The organism is Nitrospina gracilis Nb-211, from assembly GCF_021845525.1.
Taxonomy (GTDB): Bacteria; Nitrospinota; Nitrospinia; order Nitrospinales; family Nitrospinaceae; genus Nitrospina; species Nitrospina gracilis_A.
Genome location: NZ_JAKJKD010000001.1, coordinates 872,380 through 893,004, shown reverse-complemented (window position 1 = coordinate 893,004; position 20,625 = coordinate 872,380). Strand labels below are relative to the sequence as shown.

At 55.3% G+C, this 20,625-nt stretch carries 15 protein-coding genes; 3 read left to right on the top strand and 12 right to left on the bottom strand.

The features are described from left to right. Positions 1–160: 160 nt before the first annotated feature. The 9 genes from J2S31_RS04140 to J2S31_RS04100 form a co-directional block, all read right to left on the bottom strand. On the bottom strand, positions 161–598 hold the full coding sequence (locus tag J2S31_RS04140) for a tetratricopeptide repeat protein (protein ID WP_237097799.1): 438 nt from the start codon (positions 596–598) through the stop codon (positions 161–163). A 167-nt stretch (positions 599–765) separates the two neighbouring features. Then, on the bottom strand, positions 766–1,242 hold the full coding sequence (locus tag J2S31_RS04135) for a tetratricopeptide repeat protein (RefSeq protein WP_237097798.1): 477 nt from the start codon (positions 1,240–1,242) through the stop codon (positions 766–768). 654 nt (positions 1,243–1,896) lie between these two features. Beyond that, positions 1,897–2,079 (bottom strand): hypothetical protein, encoded by a 183-nt coding sequence (locus J2S31_RS04130; RefSeq protein ID WP_237097797.1) that lies wholly within the window; start codon positions 2,077–2,079, stop codon positions 1,897–1,899. Between the two features lie 358 nt (positions 2,080–2,437). Beyond that, positions 2,438–3,442 (bottom strand): ethylbenzene dehydrogenase-related protein, encoded by a 1,005-nt coding sequence (locus tag J2S31_RS04125; RefSeq protein ID WP_237097796.1) that lies wholly within the window; start codon positions 3,440–3,442, stop codon positions 2,438–2,440. 131 nt (positions 3,443–3,573) lie between these two features. Further along, positions 3,574–4,851, bottom strand: a complete 1,278-nt coding sequence (locus J2S31_RS04120; protein ID WP_237097078.1) for a 4Fe-4S dicluster domain-containing protein — start codon at positions 4,849–4,851, stop codon at positions 3,574–3,576. A 117-nt stretch (positions 4,852–4,968) separates the two neighbouring features. Further along, entirely contained in the window at positions 4,969–8,430 is a 3,462-nt protein-coding gene (locus J2S31_RS04115) for a molybdopterin-dependent oxidoreductase (protein WP_237097795.1), read from the bottom strand. A 440-nt stretch (positions 8,431–8,870) separates the two neighbouring features. Then, positions 8,871–9,515, bottom strand: a complete 645-nt coding sequence (locus tag J2S31_RS04110; protein ID WP_237097794.1) for a response regulator transcription factor — start codon at positions 9,513–9,515, stop codon at positions 8,871–8,873. An 8-nt stretch (positions 9,516–9,523) separates the two neighbouring features. Beyond that, the gene (locus tag J2S31_RS04105; RefSeq protein ID WP_237097793.1) at positions 9,524–11,008 is read right to left on the bottom strand and encodes a GAF domain-containing sensor histidine kinase; all 1,485 of its coding nucleotides are present in this window, start codon (positions 11,006–11,008) and stop codon (positions 9,524–9,526) included. 435 nt (positions 11,009–11,443) lie between these two features. Further along, positions 11,444–11,623: a hypothetical protein gene (locus J2S31_RS04100; RefSeq protein ID WP_237097792.1), complete on the bottom strand. Its 180-nt coding sequence runs from the start codon at positions 11,621–11,623 to the stop codon at positions 11,444–11,446. 502 nt (positions 11,624–12,125) lie between these two features. Between J2S31_RS04100 and aceE the strand changes: the two genes are divergently transcribed. The 3 genes from aceE to lpdA are packed head-to-tail and all read left to right on the top strand — an operon-like array spanning position 12,126 to position 17,606. Further along, positions 12,126–14,804 (top strand): pyruvate dehydrogenase (acetyl-transferring), homodimeric type, encoded by a 2,679-nt coding sequence (gene aceE / locus J2S31_RS04095; protein WP_237097791.1) that lies wholly within the window; start codon positions 12,126–12,128, stop codon positions 14,802–14,804. A gap of 14 nt (positions 14,805–14,818) precedes the next feature. Further along, complete coding sequence (locus tag J2S31_RS04090; RefSeq protein WP_237097790.1) at positions 14,819–16,210, top strand: 2-oxo acid dehydrogenase subunit E2; 1,392 nt, start codon at positions 14,819–14,821, stop codon at positions 16,208–16,210. 4 nt (positions 16,211–16,214) lie between these two features. Continuing rightward, the gene (lpdA, locus tag J2S31_RS04085; protein ID WP_237097789.1) at positions 16,215–17,606 is read left to right on the top strand and encodes a dihydrolipoyl dehydrogenase; all 1,392 of its coding nucleotides are present in this window, start codon (positions 16,215–16,217) and stop codon (positions 17,604–17,606) included. 111 nt (positions 17,607–17,717) lie between these two features. On the opposite strand, the gene J2S31_RS04080 is transcribed toward lpdA, so the two are convergent. The 3 genes from J2S31_RS04080 to J2S31_RS04070 all read right to left on the bottom strand — a co-directional run bounded on the left by J2S31_RS04080 (position 17,718) and on the right by J2S31_RS04070 (position 20,519). Continuing rightward, positions 17,718–17,897: a hypothetical protein gene (locus J2S31_RS04080; protein WP_237097788.1), complete on the bottom strand. Its 180-nt coding sequence runs from the start codon at positions 17,895–17,897 to the stop codon at positions 17,718–17,720. 380 nt (positions 17,898–18,277) lie between these two features. Further along, entirely contained in the window at positions 18,278–19,546 is a 1,269-nt protein-coding gene (locus J2S31_RS04075; protein WP_237097787.1) for a tetratricopeptide repeat protein, read from the bottom strand. 154 nt (positions 19,547–19,700) lie between these two features. Continuing rightward, a complete protein-coding gene (locus J2S31_RS04070; RefSeq protein ID WP_237097786.1) occupies positions 19,701–20,519 on the bottom strand; it encodes a glycine/sarcosine N-methyltransferase in 819 nt (272 codons plus the stop codon). Positions 20,520–20,625: the final 106 nt, after the last annotated feature.

Genomic DNA, 20,625 nt, shown 5'->3' with positions numbered 1-20,625 from the left:
AACCTGCTTTCAAGCACTCCATAGCGGAAGTGCATCGGGAAAACCACCGGGGATGCTTACGCAGGCGGTCCTTTAAGAAAGTACCGCCTGACTTCAGGCAAGGGGCTCTTTGTCGAGTGAATCGACCTACCCCAACCCGATGAGCCCCGGATCAGAACGGTCAGGCGGCGGACTGCCCCATTCTGGAGAAAAGGAACTTGATCTTCTTTTCAATCTCGTCCGCCATAGCCTGCATTCCAGATTGGCGGGCAATCTGCAGGGCACGTTCAAAAAACTGGATCGCCTTGTCGAATTCGCCCTGCCCCGTCAACGCGAGACCCAGATTGTTGCAGGTCTGCGCCAGCAGAGGGTGATCGGGACTGCACACACGATGGAATCCCTGCAGGGCCTGGTACATATTCTGCGCGGCGAGCTCATAGTTCTTCTTCTTGAAAAATATACTCCCTATATCACTGTAAATGAAAGAAGTTTCAGGATGATACTCGCCGCAGACCTGAATCCGTTCGTCAAGAGCCTGCTGGTAGTAATCCATCGCCTGATCCAGCAGCCCATTGGCCTGTGCTTCTTTCCCCAATCTTACCCATTCGTTCGCATTCATGACTTCCTCCGCTCCTTTTTCGTTTGGCTCCGGCCCCTTGACCTTAGCCAAGCTTCTCGTTGCCTCCCAGACTCATTACATCCAAGTTCAAGCCAATTGATTTATATTTACAGGGTAGGTAAATTTAAAAGCAAACGCAACCCCAAAATGAAAAGAAAATCCTTAGTTTATTTAGGTTTTGTAATCGATTGAATTTTAATGGGGTCAGGATCGGCGTTTTTTTCCAGAGTGACAAACAAATCGTCGATTTTTCCTTCGAGGTCTGGGACCCTATCCGTCATTCCATTTTTCTGGTAGATGGCCATCGCTTTTTCATAAAGCTGAATGGCCTTTTCCGAATCCCCATATTCGCTCCAAACCACACCCAAATTCCGGCAGGCTTCCGCCAGCATCGGATGGTTTGGCGTGCATATTCTGTAAAGAATTTTCAACGCATCTTCCAAATACTCAATGGCTTGATCGTGGCATCCTTTTTTAAACCACACCGTCCCCAAACTATTTTTGATAAAAGCCACATCAGGGTGGAATTCCCCTAAAGAGGCCACATTGGCCTCCAAAACCCTTTCATAATAAGCCACCGCCTCGTCAAAGTTGCCTTTCGCCTGAGCCTCTTTACCCTGTAAAAAGCAGTCCGTTGCAATCATTTCCTCCTCCTCTCCGCGTAGAAGTTGCTTGCCAAACCGAGGTTTTATCTACTCCCCCTACATGCAGAGAAGAATTGCCTGGGGGTCTGGGAAAGTCAGCCTTTTTCAATTTGCCTTTATCGAATTGAATCTCCTTCAGGTTAAGGCTTTCCGTATATTTTGGAAAGCGGAATTTTTCAAATTTATTCAAAAAATGTTAATTCTCGTTTTAAGAGGTGTCTTTTCAAAATTTGTCCCCGGTCTTTTGCGCTTTTATTTTTGGCCTTTTTTGGCTTTGTATTCTATTACACGGTTTTTCAAAGCAGATTCTGCGTTCCCTCCCTGATGCACGAATTCGTTTTCTGCTTTGACAAACGATTCAATCCGGGATGGGAGGCGCCTCAAAAACTCACTGCCAAAAGCCAGAAAGGGACAAAATGGTTCCCTCTCGCCGGAGGGTCCCCCGGATCGGTCTCTTTCTGAACTGCAGAAACCCCATTTGGAGCTTAAAAAGAAAGGGGGCTGCCTTTTACTTTTTTCAAACTGGTGTCCGCAGTGGTTTGGCGTGGATTCCCCGTAAGCGCCAGGCTGGCTGGAGGAAGGAACGGCTCACTCCCGGACGCAGTACGAGCGGAGAATCCTCAAATTAGAAACTCTCCTGGGTGGAGAGATGAATCATTGGGGGGTGTCTCTTTTCTCTATTCCCTGGATGACCACGCGGCCCACCATCCGGCCGGCTACATTAGGAGCTTGCGTCCGTAAATACTCACGAACCTTTTGAACTGCGTCCCGGTCATCCAGCGCCTTGACGAACATGCTGAAATCGTCTTCGGTGTTCGCCTCGTCATCGACGATCATGCCGCGGATCTTAAAAAAATATTCTTTCACGGTTTGACTGCAGAGAATGCGAAAAGTTTGGGATTGCTGGAAGGTTTACCAGATTAAGAGAACTTTGCCAAGACCGGAAATGCTTAGATACCGAGGGAGGCTTGTTCGACCGAGAGGGAAGGAAGGGGTTGGATAGGCTCGCCATTCTTGCACGAATTGAAGGAATCTGCCGGGTCAAAGCAAACTCCTGTCCAGCGAAACAATCAACCCCCCTTCACTCTTCAGCCGACTGTAAACCCTAAGGGAGGATGGGTTGTAAAATCTCCCGGAAGCCCGGGGGAACGGGACTTCCGGGAGACGTTTCCAGTCTAAAAAAGGAATTCCCGAATTAGTACTTCAGGGTATTCCAGGCCGTAATGGCTTTCTGGCCATTGCGTTCCTTGTTGGCGCCGTTCCAGATGGCGATGGACATCGGCGTGCTGTTGCCGGTGAACTGAACGTCGTTGGCGTCTTCAGTTTTCAAAGGACGTTTGAAAACCACGGCCCAGCGATCGTTGTTCCAGTTCCCCTCACCATCCACGTCCTGGTTTGCCTGCGTGGTCAGCGTGCTGAAGCCCTCTGCGTTGAGGTCTTCAACCGGAGACCGGCGCATGGAAGCGTCGGACATGATGTTGTGGGTTGCACGGCCCGGGTTGTAAACGCCTTCGTTTTTACCCATGCCCAAGTCAACGAAAGTAGAGCGTTTAACGATATCACCAGCGCCGCCGGTGTGAACGCCTTCTTTGCTCCGCTCATCCTTGCTACCGGACATTCCCGGTTTCAAGGCGCCTTTCAGGGCCAGGTTGCCATCCGGCTCATACATGTAGTAACCACCTGCACCCAGAGCCATATCGGCGTAGTAGTCCTCCAGGTCCTGCATGCCTTCGTTACCGGCACGGCCAGCGCCCTCTTTGTCCCAGGTCGCTTTCCACTGCCAGATGTTGACACGCTCGCCTTCGGAACCCATGGTGAACGGAGGCTCACTGCCTTCTTTCACCGGGAACATCAGCGCGGCCTGATCTTTGTAATGCTGAGAGCGGACCATGATGTCGTTGCGGACACCATCGTTCCACTCCAGGCGGATGGCGATTTCCTTATCATTGCGTGCCGCCTTGACGTTCACCCACTTCGTAGCCGGGTTCGGCCACATCGGGTTGGTGATCATCTGCGGGTCCATATCAATCACGACGCCTTTGCCTTTAGTGGGGCCGTAAGGCGACCAGAAAAGGTCGGTAGGATCGATCGGAATATTCCGCTTACCGACATTCAGGGCTTCGATGGTTGCCGCGGAAGACACCATCGCACCACCCAGGACAAACGCGGCAACGGTTGCCAGTACTACGCTTTTTTTCATTTTCACGGTTTTCCTCCTGTTTAGCAGTTTCCGGGTTTGAAAGCGCATTCCCTCTCGTTCCAAACCAGGTTCAAACCGCCTCCCGGAACAGGGCATTGTGCCCTGTTCCGGTGCGGCAGATGATACCCGACTTAGAACGCACCAGGATGCTCTTCGGGCCGGACGTAGAAAGGCTCTTCAACCGTCACGCGGATGATCTCCTTACCCTTCCGGTTGAACCCGATGATGGTGTCGTTGTACATCTCGAACTTCTTGCCGTGAATGTTCGTCTCGAAGATCTTCGGACCCGGCTCGCGCTTCCACTTGAAGATGATGCGCTGCGTCGTCCGGAACAACTGCAAGACGCCCAGCAGATCCCGATCCGGAACCATGTACTGGTCGATCGAATGATCCACGCCCGGGCCGAACATCTGCTGTGAGTACGCACGAGGTACGTGCCGCGACGGAACATAGTATCCGTTCGGCTCCGTGCCAAACTGCGGGTACAGCGGCAGGGCCACTTTCCGGTCCTTGATCAGGTAGTACTGAGGATTGTCCGGATCATGCGCCCATTCTCCGTTCGAACCGATCTTCACCAGACCCTGCAGACGGATCTTGCCAACGCAAGCCGCCATACAGCGCGTCTCCATCTGGTCGCCCTCGGTCAAGGGATCCAGTCCCTCGATCCGCGGATAACACGCGATGCACTTCTCGGAAATCCGGGTCGTGCCGCGGAACATCGGTTTCTTGTACGGACACTGCTCAACACACTTCTTGTATCCGCGGCAGCGGGACTGGTCGATCAGTACGATACCGTCCTCCTGACGCTTGTAGATCGCCTTGCGCGGACATGCCGCCAGACAACCCGGATACGTGCAGTGGTTGCAGATGCGTTGCAGGTAGAAAAACCAGATCTTGTGTTCAGGCAATACCGACTTCACGCCGTTGTCGCCGCCGAAGGTGCCTTCGCGCGACTGCGTGAACTCGCGGCCGTGAGCCGTGTCTTCACCGAAGTTCGGGAAGCGCCACTCTTCGTCCGTCGGTACGTAACCGATTGCCTGCTGGTTCAGACCGATCTTCGCCGGAGCCTCGAAGATGGTCACACCTTCGTACACACCGTGGATCGCCTTGTTCGAAGTCTTCCGGACGTTCCATACGTTCTGACCCGGATTCGACTGCTCCAGCATCTTCAAGATCTTCCAATCCCAAAACTGAGGATAACCACCGTAAGGCTTCGTCTCCACGTTGTTCCACCACATATACTCCTGGCCCTTCGAAAAGGTCCAGGTCGACTTGTGGGCCATCGTGCACGTCTGACACGCAATACAGCGGTTCGTGTTGAACACGAACGTGAACTGCTCCTTCGGATGCTTCTCCTCGTACACATAGGTCATCATGCGACCCAACTGCCAGTTATAGACTTCAGGCATCTTGTAACCTCCATTAAAACCGCCGCTCTTTCAGAGCTACGGTCCCGGTTGCTAATCAGATTTGAAACACCGCATTCAAAGCCGGCGCGGGCCCCCGAAGGGACCCGCACCCACACTTTAAATTTTTACGCGGATGTACTGACCTGCCAGGTACATCTCGGCGAAGCGGTCTTTCAACGGAGACTCCGGAGTGTAACCGGTACGTGCCGGTTCCCACAGTCCCTTACCATGCATACCACCGTCTTCCGCCTTGGAGAACTTAACCAAAGTCTCTTTCGGCACAGCGTTGATGGCATGGTTGTCTGCCTCGTACCCGAACAAGAACTTCATCTTGGTTTTGGACTTATGGAACAGACCGTCCGTCTGATGCATCGGCATCAACCAAGAGCGGGTGATCGACTGCTGACCGCCGTACCGGAAGTTGGCCTGGTACGGAGTGGTCATTGACAACGCGCGTCCGTCCGGGCGCTCTTCGTGCGCTTTAACCGAACGCTCCGTGCTCTGCCATGCGGAATGCTTCATCATGGAAGTGTGGTACGGATACGCGGGGTTGTACTTCGCACGGAGCATCAGGCGGGCAACCTTGTAGCGCGGATCCGACGGCTTCCAGCCCATGTACGGGCGGTCGGCCGGGTTCGCGTCTACATACACGTAGTCGCCGTCGTTGATACCCAAGTCCTTACACAGGAACGGGTTCATGTGCACCTGCCACTCACCAACACCCGGAGACCGCTTATCCATGCGGTAAGGATCGCCAAAGTTGTTGTTCCAGATCATGTTCCAGTCAGTCGTCGCCCAGGACGAATGAGCCGTATGTCTGGATTTCGGAGTGACGCAGTAGAACCGGTACCCCTTCTCCCACAAGAAGTTCTTGGTCGTACGTACCGAAGACCACGGCTTCTTGATGTTACGAACGTGACGCAGATCCGGATCCTGCTCGTCTTCCGGAATCCCGTAATCGTCCGGGCGGATGTAGGGGTTGGTGGATACGATGACGTTCGGCAGGTAAGGAGTCGCCTCAGGACCTTCCCTGTGAACGATGAAGTTTTCACCGTACTCGATCGCTTCCGGCTCGTCGTTGTAGAACTGGATGCGGCCGTGCGCGGTGTAGAAGGGTTTGGACTCCGTGTACATTTCCCAGAACGGAGACCGCGGATAGGTGCGGTACAGCAACAGACAACATCCCGGCTCACCATACTTGCCGTTGATGATGTCGTCGATGTTGTAGCCCATACCCGAAGTCGAGGTGGTGAACAACCGGCGGATCTGAGCTTTCGTCCGGTTCGGCGCTTCACCCTCGTATACCTTCATGTAATCCGCAAAGCGCTTGTCGCCGGTTACCTGGGCGAGGCGTTTTGCGAATTCGCGGTGGATCAGGTTGTCATCGATCGTGTCGAATACCGGTTTGATGCCGGTGCCGCCCCAGATCTGATGGAACGGGTTCGAACACGCCGAAGTGATTTCGTAAGACTCGAACTCGGCCCAGCTGTTCGCCGCGAGCACGATATCGGAGTACTCACAGGAACCGGTGAACTCGATGTCCTGAGCCACGATCATGTCTACGTTGTTGTTGGTGTTGAACACCATCTCGTAGAACCACTTCGCGTTGTTGATGACGTTGACGTTAACGAACCAAAGGAGCTTGGTCGGAGTCGGCATATGGGTGCGACCCGTGAAGACCTTACGTCCATACCGCGGGGTATTGACGATCAGAGCCTTGTCACGATGCGCCCAGTAGCCGGGCTCTTCACCTTTTGCATACCCCTTGATGTTCTCCCAACCCACGTTCTTGGTCACATCGAGAACCGGGTTGAAGGGATCTTCCGCAACCATGGAGGCGAAGCCCGGTCCCGACCAGTGAGAACCCTGGTAGTTGCCGGCCTTGTAGTTACCGGACCAGGTGTGGGAACCGGAACCTTTCGGCCCGACGTTACCCGTCAACATGAGGGGAACGAAAGACGCACGGTTGTGCATGGTGGCGTGGAAGTAATGGTTGATACCTTCACCGTAGTGAATCTCAACCGGCTTGATGGTACCGATGTCGCGCGCCAGACGTACAACCAGATCCTTCGGGGCATGACAAATCTGGTTGACCGTATCCAGATCGTAGTCCTTCAGGTGGATTTTATACAGCTCGTACAGCGGCATAACGGTGATCGTCTTGCCGTTGACCAGCTTGATATCATAAACACCGTCCAGAGCCGGGTCGATGTTCTTTTTCCGCATCTTCGCGCCAATGTCCTCGCGAGTCAGCGCAACCGGCTTGTCGGTGTTGGTATCCCAAACCACAAAGTCGGGCATCTTATCCCGATCATAGTTCTTCATCCACTTGGTCGTAAAACCATCCTTAGGCAGGGGCTGGTTTTTGTAACCGGGGATGTAGTCGTCCGGGTGCAACCGGATCAGGTTGTCCGTGCGGACCAACAGAGGCATGTCGGTGTACTCCTTGACGTATTCCGTGTCAACGAGACCCTCATCCATCAAAATTTTGGCCACACCGAGAAAGATGGAGATATCGGCCAGACCCGCACGAGTCGGAATCCAGTAATCGGCCTTGGTCGCCGGAGGATTGTACTCCGGAGCAACCGTAACCAGCGTACCGCCGCGCTCCATGATTTCCGTGTACCAGTGGGCTTCCGGCATCTTGTTTTCGATGAGGTTTTTACCCCACTGAACGGTCAGCTTCGCATACCGATGGTCGGCGAAGTCGATGTCGGAAGTCTGCATACCATGCGTCCAGGAATGACCCGGAGCCTGGTCGCCGTGCCAGGTGTAGTTGGACCATGCGCGTCCACCCAATACCTGACCCGGGCCGCGGCCGCGAACAATCGCGTCCAGAACACCCATCATGTTGGCGAGGCGGTAAATACCATACTTACCGACAACACCCAGCAGACCCATACCGCCGCGATACTTCATCGTGCGGGATCCGGATCCGCCCATGGCTTCGATCATCTCGGGCTGATAGCCTTCGTTCTTCAGGCGCTGGGCACCGCGGGAACCGCTGTACGCCTTACCGATCGCCACGTGACCTTTCGCCAGATAGGTGAAGGTCTCGTCCCAGGTGACGCGGACGAACTCGTCCGTGCCCCGGCTGGTGAACTTATATTTTTCCCGGTTCTCCTTGTCCAGATAAGGAAAGCCGTCGTCGGCCCACTGCTTCCAGCCAACGCGCAACATCGGATACTTGTTGCGGTACGGTCCATAAACACGACGCGGGAACGTCATGCCGCGGAGACACATGCGCGGGTTCCACGCAGCGTCCGCCTGGTTGCCGTACAGATCGCGAACCTTGTGGTGATCGTAGTTCTGCTCGATCCGCATCAGGATGCCGTTACGCACGAAACCGCGGACACGACACTGATGGGTGTCGTTCGGCGAACAACAGTACGTGAACGAACGTTCATACTTATACTGGTCGCGGTACACTTCTTCCCAACGACGGTCCGGATAGGATTCCAGAGGATTCCCAACCTTCACTACGGGTTTCAACTGAGCACCTACCCTCTTGCTCGAAAGCGCCATGGCCGAAGCCACACCAGCACTCACCTGCAAGAACTTCCTTCGATTCAAACGCATAGATTTAAACCTCCCTGCATTAGAGATAAAATGGCCCATCTAGGGCATACAACTACTTCACTTCTTCCTCTTCCAAATAATCATCGAGACCGCAGGCGATCCCGTTTTCACTTCATCCATGGCGGCATCAGCGGTTTACAACAAATTGCGCGCCATAAAATCTTTTCACTTCTCCAGGCAACGGAAGAGAGACACAAAAATACGCAATACTATTTCTAGCGAATGAGATTCTATGGGTTTTTGGCAAGCAAGGTAATCAGATGGCCCTGATTGGAGGATAGGATTTGGCTGTTTTTAAAAAAGGATTGGGTCCTATCGATTTGTAGGAAAATATGCTTATTAATTTGTGGGAAGGCGCATCTTCCCCTGAAAAACAAAGGGTTTGAAAACACCTGGTGTGGTGGGCTCAGGCAGGGCGGATTCAGGTACAGGGTGAGGAATCAGAGCAGCCGGTTTAAAAGAGCGTACTGAGTGAGTTCAGAATTAGTCTTCATATTCATTTTTTGCAGGATGTGGGTTCGGTGGGTGCTGACGGTTTTCACGCTGAGGCACAGCTTCTGGGCGATCTCGGTGAGTGACTTGCCGCCGGACAGAAGGCAGAAAACTTCAAACTCACGGTCCGTCAGGTATTCGTGGGGTTGTTTGTCGAAGCCGTTGAAGTTGAATGTCAGCTTCTCCATGTATTCCGGGCTCAAAAACTTCCCTCCGGATGCCACTTTGCGAATGGCGTTGATGAGGACTTCCAACGGGCTTTCCTTTGTAACGTAGCCGGAAGCGCCGGCTTTCAGATAGCGCATGGCGAAATGTTCTTCCGGATACACACTGACCACGACCACGGGCAAACCGGGAAACTCTTCCTTCAGTTGCTTCATGTACTCCAGGCTCCACTCGCCGCCCATGGTGATGTCGAGCAGAACGAGGTCCACCTTCGTCTCCCGGGCCTTCTGAAGCATCTCTCCACCGTTGACCGCTTCTTCCACGACTTCCATGTCTTTAATCGCGGAAAACGCACGGTGGATGCCTTGACGGAAAATGGGATGATCGTCCGCCACAAGAATTTTTATATGTTTCGATGAAGGTTCCATGGCGAGTCTCAATGTTTCAATTCTATGGTTATGGTCGTGCCTTCGTTCTTCTTGCCGTTGAAGTGAACCTGGCCGCCCCAGATCTGCGCCCGCTCTTTCATACCAAGCAAACCGAGCGAGAAGTTTTCATTGATCTGTTCCGGAACAAGTCCCTTGCCATTATCGCACACTCTCATGGTCAACAATCCCTCGTAATCCGTGAGGTCCACGTTCACCTTGCTGGCCTCGGAATGGCGGATCACATTGGTGAGACATTCCTGAAAGATCCGGTAAATGGTGCCGGACCTCTGCGTGTCGAGGCTGATGACATCCGGTTGCGTGGACAGGTCGAATTCGATTCCCGTGCGGCTTTGAAACAACTTGCCCTGCCATTCAATCGCTTCGGTCAGGCTCATGCGATCAAGAACAGGCGGCCGCAGGTCCAGGGAAATGCGCTTGACGGTTTGAATGGTTTTCTGGATCAAATCGGAAATCAATTCCACATCCTCGGAAATGTCCTCTCTTTCCGGAGGCACCTTGGCCTGCACGCGGGAGATATCCAGCTTGATCGCCGTCAACACCTGGCCCAGTTCGTCGTGCACTTCGCGTGCGATGCGCTTGCTTTCCTCTTCACGAATGGAGTCGAGGCGATGGTACAGACGGCGCAGGTGATTGTTGTAATCTTCCTTGTCGCGGTCCACCCTCTGCCGTTCCATCACACGGCCCAGCAGAATGCCGATGCTTTCCATCACCTCAAGAAGGCGGGCGTTGGGTTCCAGCTCTTTATTGGAGAAAAACTCCATGACTCCCACCACCTGCGAGCCGATGTAAACCGGAAACGCCAGCCCGGTTTTGACGCCCAGCTCTTCCACCATTTTGTTACGGGAGAAGTTGGTATCCTGCCCCACATCCTGAATCCAATGTGGTTTGGAGTCGGCAAGCACCCGCCCCGGCAACCCTTCCCCTTCTTCCAGCTTGGTGATCTCAGTCACCTTGATGAATTCTTCGTAACGGTGGGGAGTTTGGCAAAACCAGATTCCCGTTGGTATCAGCGTTTTTTCTTTTTCCTCAACGTAAAAGAAATGCCCCAGCACCCAGTCGATTTCCCGGCAGATTCTTTCCAGCGAATACTCGATCGCTTCTTCCAGAGTTTTGCTCATATTGGTCTGGAAGGCGATGTCGCGGTTCAACTGAAGGTAAGAGCTTTCCTCTTGAAGCCGCTTGTATGCTTTTTCCAGTTCCCCCGCCTTTAAAAACTTTTCCGCCCACTCCAGCTCCAGCAGACAAAAGTAGGTGGTCATCCAAATGACCAGAATGGTGAGACACCGGTTGATCACCGCAAACCACCAGTTCCCCGTGGGCGGCGAAAAGAAGAGCCCGACAAAGGTCAACACGGTACCCACGATGGCGCCGGTCCAGATCGCCTTACTCGCCCGGGACCGGAAACCAATCAGGACCAATACCACAAACGGCAGTCCGCTGGCGACACCCAGAGGGATCTGAGTGTCTGCCACCAAAATCAATAAACCCAACGCAAAAATCACTCCCGGGCGGCTCAACTTCGAAGCACGTCGTTTTGCCATGGGAGACCGGTAACGTATGTTGCTCACTTCGTCCCTTACTTGCAAACCAGCCTTTATCAACAAACTGAATGCGGTTTTGTTCCTTTAATACAAGTCAGCCCAATTGTAATTTACTCTAAAACAAACACCCTGTAATCAGAAATAGGACTACATGCAATAGGAAATCATATCCACTCCATTCGTCGGGGAAAAGCCCTTCTCCTCGCATCGGCAGTTCCCCCTTTTTAAAGGCAAGGGGAGAAAACGGCATACCGGCGTGGAGCCAGTCTGATAAGGGTGAACTGCGAATGCGGAATTCTCCAGATTGAGTTCAAGCGCCTTGTAATCGATGGAATCCCTCAAGGGCGGGCTGCCCGCCTCCATGCCCTACTTCGATGCGGGAGCCAGTTGCTCGACATTTTCCTGGAGCGTGGAAGATTTGTCCGGGGTTGGATCGATGAGGGGCCAGATCAATATAAAGACCAGGAAACTGGTGACCACGACACCGATGATGAAACCAAACCAGTCGATGAATGCAAACTTTTCTTTCTGCTGTTTTTCGGCCATACCAAACCAGAATGTGTAGATAAGTAAAGGATTCGGAACTTTCTTACAAGCAGGAATCCTTATCCTGCCGTTTGTATAACTCCCGATTCCGTTTACGAAACTTAACCATAACCTTCGCCAAAATCAAAAAAATTTTAAACTATCAAAACCCGCCATCGCCCCAGTTAACCGCATTGAACAGACTTCGAACAAGAACGACTCATTCATCCCCGTTTTTTAAGCTTGTCAATTTAGGCGTTAATTTAATTTCGCGTATTTTTTCCAAATATTGCACTGGCAGCCAATCCATTTTGGGGTTGAATGGAAAGCCCCACCCACTCAACAAGAGACATGGAAATAGCACCGCACACTCCCTGGGAATGCCGGAAGCAGTCATCATCGACGCCGGTTGGGAGGATCTCTTTTTGGCTGAATACGCCATTGAGGTCTGTTTCATAATCCAGTAATCTGGAAACACGAAAATATTGAGGACGGCGCCTGATCTCTTTTTGAGGAGGTAAGCATGACGCAATGGGCGAACATTCCCATGGACGATACCGACCCGGCGGAAACGCGGGAATGGGTGGATTCGCTCCACTATCTGTTGCGCTCAGCCGGACCGGAACGCGCCCGGTTCATCCTGCATCGCCTGCGGGACGAAATGCGAAAATCCGGGCACGATCTCCCCTTCACCGCCAACACGCCCTACATCAACACCCTTTCCGCCGAGGGCCAGCCATCCTATCCCGGCGACCCGGAGCTCGAGCGGCGCATCCGCAGCCTCATTCGCTGGAACGCCATGGCGATGGTGGTGCGCGCCAACCGCAACAGCGCCGGCATCGGCGGCCACATCTCCACTTACGCATCGCTTGCCCTTCTTCTGGAGATGGGATTCAATCATTTTTTTCGCGGGCCGGGAAACGGCGAGCCGGGCGACCAGGTTTACTTTCAAGGCCACGCTTCCCCCGGGGTGTACGCACGTGCGTTCCTGGAGGGGCGCCTCACGCAAAAGCAGCTGGAAAACTTCCGCCGCGAACTGCAGGAAGGCGGCGGCCTGTCTTCGTATCCACATCCGTGGCTCATGCCGGGGTTCTGGGAATTCCCCACGGTGTCCATGGGGCTGTCGCCGATCATGGCCATCTACCAGGCGCGGTTCAATCGCTATCTGCACCACCGCGGACTCAAGGACACCGCCGGCAGCAAGGTCTGGGCGTTTCTCGGCGACGGCGAAACCGACGAGCCGGAGAGTCTGGGCGCCATCACCCTGGCCTCCCGTGAAAAACTCGACAACCTGATCTTCGTCGTCAACTGCAACTTGCAACGGCTGGACGGACCCGTTCGCGGCAACGGCAAGATCATCCAGGAACTGGAAGCGGCGTTTCGCGGCGCGGGGTGGAACGTGATCAAAGTGATCTGGGGCACGGACTGGGACCCCCTGCTCGCCAAGGACAACCAGGGCCTGCTCAAGAAACGCATGATGGAGGTAGTGGACGGCTGGTACCAGAAATACGTGGTCGAAAAAGGCAAGTTCATCCGCGAACATTTTTTCGGCGTGCACCCGGAACTGCTGGAGATGGTGCAAAGCATCACCGACGACAAACTGGAAACCCTGCGGCGGGGCGGACACGACATGGAAAAGGTGTATGCCGCCTACCACGCGGCCGTCAACCACACGGGATCGCCCACCGTCATCCTCGCCAAAACCATCAAGGGGTACGGATTGGGCGAGGCGGGAGAAGGCAAGAACATCACGCACCAGGCAAAGAAGCTGAACGAAAACGAACTGCTCAGCTTCCGCACGCGTTTCGGCATCCCCATCGGCGACGACGACGTCGTGAACGCACCCTTCTACAAACCGGCTGACGACAGCGAGGAACTGACCTACCTTCACGAACGGCGCAAATACCTGGGCGGCTACCTCCCGGAAAGAAAGGTGCGCGCCGAGCCGTTGTCCGTTCCCGGCCGCGATCAGTTCGAGGAATTTTTCAAAGGGTCCAATGGACGCGAGGTATCAAGCACCATGGCCTTCGTGCAAGTGCTCACCCGGCTCCTCCGCAACCCGGACCTCGGCAAGCTGATTGTGCCGATCATTCCCGACGAGGCGCGCACCTTCGGCATGGAAACCCTGTTCCGCCAGTACGGCATCTACGCCAGCCAGGGCCAACTGTACGATCCGGTGGACATGGATCAACTGCTGTATTACCGCGAAGCGCAGGACGGGCAGATTCTGGAAGAAGGCATCAGCGAAGCCGGATCGGTCTCGTCGTTCATCGCCGCAGGCACCGCTTATGCCACACACGGCATCAACACCATTCCGTTCTTCGTTTTCTATTCCATGTTCGGCTTCCAGCGCATCGGCGATCTCATCTGGGCGGCGGCGGACATGCGCACGCGCGGCTTCCTGCTCGGCGGCACGTCGGGACGCACCACATTGAACGGCGAAGGCCTGCAACATGAAGACGGACACAGCCACCTGCTCGCCGCTACGGTGCCGAACCTCCTCACGTACGACCCGGCGTACGCGTACGAACTCGCCATTATCATTCAGGATGGACTGCGCCGCATGTACCAGCAACAAGAAAGCGTGTTCTACTACATCACTCTCTACAATGAAAACCAGGTCATGCCGGAAATGCCGAAAGGCGTCGAGGACGGCATTCTCAAAGGCCTGTATAAATTCCAGCGCGGACCCGGCAAACCGGACATGCCGAAGGCGCACCTGTTCGGTAGTGGCAGTCTGTTGCAGGAAGCGCTCCGCGCCCAGCGCATCCTGGAAGAACATTTCCAGGTATCGGCGGATGTGTGGAGCGCCACCAGCTACAAGGCACTGCGCCGCGACGCGTTGGAAGTCGATCGATGGAACCGCCTGCACCCGACCGAAAAACCGCGCGCTTCTTATATCGAAGACATTTTGAAAAAGGAGAAGGGGCCCATCGTCGCGGTGACCGATTACATGAAGCTGGTGCCGGACCAGATCGCGCCGTGGGTGCCGAATGCGTACACCACCCTCGGCACCGACGGGTTCGGCCGAAGCGATTCTCGCGAAGCCCTGCGCCGGTTTTTCGAAGTCGATGCGGAGTCGATTGCGATCGCCGCCTTGCACGCACTGGCCAAAGAAGGTGCCATCCCGATGAAACGCGTACAGCAGGCAATCGATCACCTGGACATCGATCCAGAAAAACCCGATCCGGTTTCTAACTAACCAAGGACGCATCCATGAGCGAAGACATCAAACTGCCCGCACTCGGTGAAGGCATCGAATCCGGCGATGTGGCGAAAATCCACGTGCAAGAAGGCTCGGAAGTGAAGGTGGACACGGTGCTCCTCGAACTGGAAACGGAAAAAGCGCTCCTGGAATTGCCGTCGCCGGTCGCCGGACGCATCACCGCCGTCAAAATCTCGGAAGGCGACACCATCAAAGTCGGTCAATCTCTTTTCGATGTAGATACCGACGGATCGGGTGGAGACTCCAAACAGGAAAAGACGGACGATAAAAAAGAAGAACCGGAAACCAAACCAGCGGAGAAAAAAGAAAAAGATACGTCTGAGAAAAAAGAACCGGAGAAAAAGGCGTCGAAAGAAAAAGACACCTCACCGCAAAAAGCACCTCCTCAAACCCGGGAAGATTCGGCGGAACAGAAAAAGACAGAGAAGAAGAAAGAAGAAAAAGAAAGTTCCAAAGACACGTCAAAGGAACGGCAGGTGGAATCCCTTCCCGTGCCCGCCGGACCCGGCGCGCGGCGGCTGGCGCGCGAGTTGGGCGTGGACCTGCGGCAGGTGGCAGGGTCGGCGCGCGGCGGGCGCATCACTTTGGACGACATCAAGGCCTACACCAAAAAGAAAATGACGGCTCCTTCGACCGGACCCGCCGTCCAGCCGGAACCGCTTCCCGACTTCACACAGTGGGGCAAGGTGGAAACCAAACCCATGGGTTCCCTTCGCGGCAAGATCGCAAGCAACCTGACCCGCGCGTGGAACGCGGTGCCGCTGGTCACGCAGTTCGACGAGGCAGACATCACCGACCTCGAAGCGCTTCGCAAGTCGCAGGCGGAGTTCATTAAGAAAATGGGCGGCAAGCTGACGGTCACCGTGCTGGTGCTGGAAGCGCTGGTGGCGGCGCTCAGGGAACATCCGCAGTTCAACGCAAGCATCGATCTGAATGAAGGGATCATCCATTACAAAAAGTATTACAACATCGGCGTCGCGGTGGACACGCCTTCGGGCCTGATCGTGCCTGTCATCAAAAACGTCGATCAAAAAAGCGTGGCGGAACTGGCGGTGGAGTTGACCGAACTTTCCGAACGCGCACGCAACCGCAAGGTGTCGCTCGACGAGTTGCGCGGCGGCAATATTTCGGTGTCCAATCTCGGCGGCATCGGCGGCACCGGTTTCACGCCGCTGGTCCTGCCGCCGGAGGTGGCGGTGGTCGGCCTCTCGCGCACACGCATGCAACCGGTGTACAAGGACGGTAAATTCCAGCCGCGCCTCATCCTGCCCTTCTGCGTGTCGTACGATCACAAGCTGATCGACGGCGCGGACGCCGCCCGCTTCGCCCGCACGCTGGCGGAACGGCTGGAAAATTTCACCGGCACCCTGCTTCAAGGATGAGACCATGAGCGAGCATCCGCTGATCGTGATCGGCGCCGGACCCGGCGGGTACGCCGCGGCATTCCTCGCCGCCGACAAGGGCATGGACGTGACACTGGTCGATGACCGCGACGCCCCGGGCGGCGTGTGCCTGCATATTGGATGCATTCCCTCCAAAACCCTCCTGCACATCGCCAGGCTCATCGGCGAAGCGCGACAGGCGAAGGAATGGGGACTCGACTTCGGCGAGCCGCGCATCGACCCCACCGCGCTCCGAAAATGGAAGAACAAGGTGGTCGACCAGATGACCGGTGGCCTCACGCAGTTGTCCAAACAGAGAAACGTGAAACGCATCACCGGACGCGCGGTGTTTCAGAATGCGCATTCCATTCAAGTCGGCGGCGAGGTGTTGAAATTCAAACACTGCATCGTCGCTACGGGATCGCGTCCTACCTGGCCAAAAGGGTTTCCAAAACCCGGCGGGCAGGTGATGGATTCCACCTCCGCGCTCGAGATCGAAGACATCCCCGGACGCCTGCTGGTGATCGGCGGCGGTTACATCGGACTCGAGATGGGCACGGTGTACGCGGCGCTGGGGAGCCGCGTTACGGTCGTGGAAATGACGGGCGATCTTTTACCCGGCGTGGACCGCGACCTGGTGCGTCCGTTGCAGAGAAAACTGGCGGGCGATTTCGAAGCCATTCACCTGAACACAAAGGTCGCGTCGCTCAAGCAAAATAAAGAGGCCGTCCACGCCGTTCTCGAAAACGAGGATGGCCAACGCGAGGAAATTTTTGATCGCGTGCTGGTCGCCGTTGGCCGCCAACCCAACACGGAGGGTTTGGAACTCAACAGCACGTCGATTGAACTCGACGCGCACGGATTCATTCCGGTGAACGCGCAACGTCAAACCACGGAGCCTTCCATTTACGCCATCGGCGATGTCACCGGCGGTGCCTTGCTCGCACACAAGGCGACACATGAGGCACGGGTGGCGGTGGAGGCGATTGCCGGAGAAAAAACGGAATGGGGCCCGCGCGCCATCCCGGCAGTGGTGTTCACCGACCCGGAGATTGCGTGGTGCGGGCTGACAGAAAATGAAACGAAAGAAAACAATATCGAGGCGGAGATCGCAAAATTTCCGTGGGGCGCGTCGGGACGGGCGCAGAGCCTGGGCCGCGCCGAGGGCGTGACCAAACTCATTCTGCAACCCAAGACCGGCCGCGTGCTGGGGGTGGGCCTCTGCGGTGCGGGCGCGGGAGAATTGATCTCCGAAGGTGTGCTCGCCGTCGAGATGGGCGCGGTGGCGGAAGACATTGCGCATTCCATCCATCCGCACCCGACGCTCTCCGAGACGCTGATGGAATCGGCGGAAACTTTTCTCGGCAGTGCCACGCACCTCTTCCGCAAAAAATAATCGCGCGCGTTGCCTCCCCGGCAAAAACAAAAACGGACCCGGCCGCGGCGGCCGGATCCGTTTTACCTCATGTTGCCGGAATTCGTTTTGAAAGACGTTTTTTAAATCAGGTCAGCCCAGGCTGTTTTTCTTGTCCTGGATTTCCGCACGGCGGGCTTTTGCCAGCTTGCCGATTTCGGCAAGCGCCTTGCGCGCGCGGGCGGCGGCGGCTTTGATGTTTTTGGTTTCGAAGCTTTCGTTTTCGGCAATGTATTGCTCAAACGCGGCAACAATCTGTTCATGAGTGCTCATACGTCTCTCCGTTTAAGTTTATTGATAATTATATAGACTGCGTTTCGCTGAGAATGAACCAAACGTTGAATCCGAATTGAAGCGGGTGGCATGAACCTTCCGGCAAATTCATGAAGCATCCCGTCATTTAAATTCAAATGCCCGGGGCGGGCACAGCGGCCGTCCTCCCCCTCCCAATAAGATACCGTTTCGCGCCCCAATAGCCCAGCCAAATTCCTCAACCGACAGAATATCAAGGATATTAAAATCAACGCAAGCGGCAATGAAATAAACGTTTGCCACTCTTTAGCTTACAACAGAAATTTTGAAAAACTTTGGCAATTGGGGATTGAAAATTTCAAAAGAATTTTCACGGAAGATGTCGTTTTTTTCCGACGCCCTCACGCGATTTTCATTTGACTTCGCAACGAGGCGATGCGGGATTTCCAGGGGTCGGTCCAACTGCCTTCGAACAGATCGAACAGGGCTTCGGCATCGTCCAGGCAGTCGAAGGCGCGTTGCGGTTCGTTCAATGCTTTGTACAGTTCCGCGAGGTCCACGTTCAGGCGCGCCTCTTCTTTGCGGTTCTCGACGTACCGCGCCGACACCCGCGCCTGCTCCAGCGTTTCCGCGGCCTGCGAAAGGTCGCCGGCCTTTTCCTGGTTGAGGCCGATACCGACCAGCAGTTCCAGTTCCTTGTCGTGGTCTTCCAGATCGCGGTAGTGCGTCAACGCTTTGCGGTAACAGTCGATGGCGCAGGCGAGTTCGCCGCGCTTGACGTGAACGTGGCCGAGTCCGTTATACGCACTGCCGATGAATGGGGCGAAGCCCATTTCATCCGCGCGGCACAACTGTTCCTCATAGTATTTTTTGGCGCGAGCGAGGTTGCCGGACACCGCATACGCGTCGCCCAGGTTCGCCAGCAGTTCGCATTCCTCCTTCGCGTCCTTCAATTCGCGGACGAGGGGAAGCTGTTCCTCGAAGCATTCGATGGCACGCTGGGTCTGACCCAACCGCGCGTAAGCGAGGCCGAGCGCGGCGAGCGCCTGTTTTTCCGCGGGACGGTCGCCGCTTTGGCGCGCCCGTCCCAGGTTGTAATGTTCCGCGTCGAGGGTGCGGCGCAGTTCCTGTACGCCGGAGAACTCCAGCCCCATGCGCGGCGGCTCCAGTGGGTTGCCCTGGGAATCCTTCACTTCCGGCAAAGGACCCGTGCCCGCTTTCATCACCTTGTCCATGACCTCACGGCGGAATGCCAACTCCGCCAAGATTTCGTCCAGCACCTCATGGAGATCTTCCGACCAGCGCGCAGTGCGCAGGCGGTGCGCTTTCGAGTTGAGCAACCACTTCCACACCCCGCCAACTTCGCCCTTGCCGGGAAGGCGTGCATCGTCGATGAGCAGGGGCACCAGGATGAGATCCTGATTGACAGCGGTGACGATTTCCTCACGCATGCGTTTGTTCAGTTGCGGTGCACCGGGGCCGCTGGACCCGATGGCGACAATCAGCACGTCGCACCGTTTCACGCGGCGGCGGATCTCCGGCGTGGGTGGCGACTCTTCCGCCGTGGTCCAGATGCACTCCGCGTGCAGGGCGGCGTCGCACTCTTCCGTGATCGGCGCGATCAACGGTTGCAGGTGCTGAGTGTTCAGTGTGAAGTACAAAGCCGGCATACGCTCCGCCCTCCGGCGGCAATACAAAAAGGGGTCCGCCTGAAACGGCGAACCCCTTTGCATGAATGGTTCACGAATCCGGTAGATAAGGAAGGATTCGCAGAGTGACTGTGTCAGGCCCACGCTTCGCTTCGCATCCGTCGTGAAGACCTGTCTAATCCTCCTCGTCTTCTTCCTGGTATTCCTTCTCGGCAACGTGTACCAGAAAGTCGGGTTCGTGGGCGTCGAATGTTCCCTTGAAATCCCCGTACGTCTCGATATGCTGGAAGCCGACCTCGTGCATGAGGCGGCGGGTGTACTTGCGCCGCAGGGGAAACATGTTCAGATGGTACGTTGAATTGTCGGGAAACGTGTAGCGGAACCGCGCGAGGCCGTCATCCATGTATTCCGGCTCGGCGGAAACATTCTTTCCACAATAATAATACTTATGCTTACTGGAGAACCCCTGATCCAGAATGGAGTCGTAGTTGCGCTGGTCGAGAATCAGGATGCCGTCGTGATTGAGCGTGGCGTAAAACTCCGCCAGGGCCTTTCTCCGATCGTGCTCCGCAAACAGGTGCGTGAACGAATTGCCGAGACAGATGACCGCATCGAACTGTTCGTGGATGGTGCGGTTCAGCCAGCGCCAGTCTGCCTGCACCGTGCGCAGAATGAGACCGCGGTTGCGCGCGTTTTTGAACGCTTTGGCAAGCATTTCCGGGCTGCCATCGGCGCTGGTCACATCGAATCCCGCGCTCAACAGACGCACGGAATGGAAACCGGTGCCGCAGGCCACATCCAGCACGCGTTTGATGCCACGCGACCGTAACAGCTCGATAAAAAATTCTCCTTCGCTTTTCCAGCGCTGTTCCCAGTCGATCAGTTCATCCCATTTCTCGACGAAGCTTTTGACGTACTCCTCTTGGTAGTGGTCCGACTCGCGGACTTGCGTCGGGTTCGTCCCAAATGATTGCTCTGGGTTTGCTGTAGTCAAAACATACCTCGCTGTTGTTTCCGATTATTTTTCTTAGGATAGGTGCTGATTATATCATGAGATCAACAATTTAACCTGCCCATCGGGGAGAAAATTTTAAATTCAA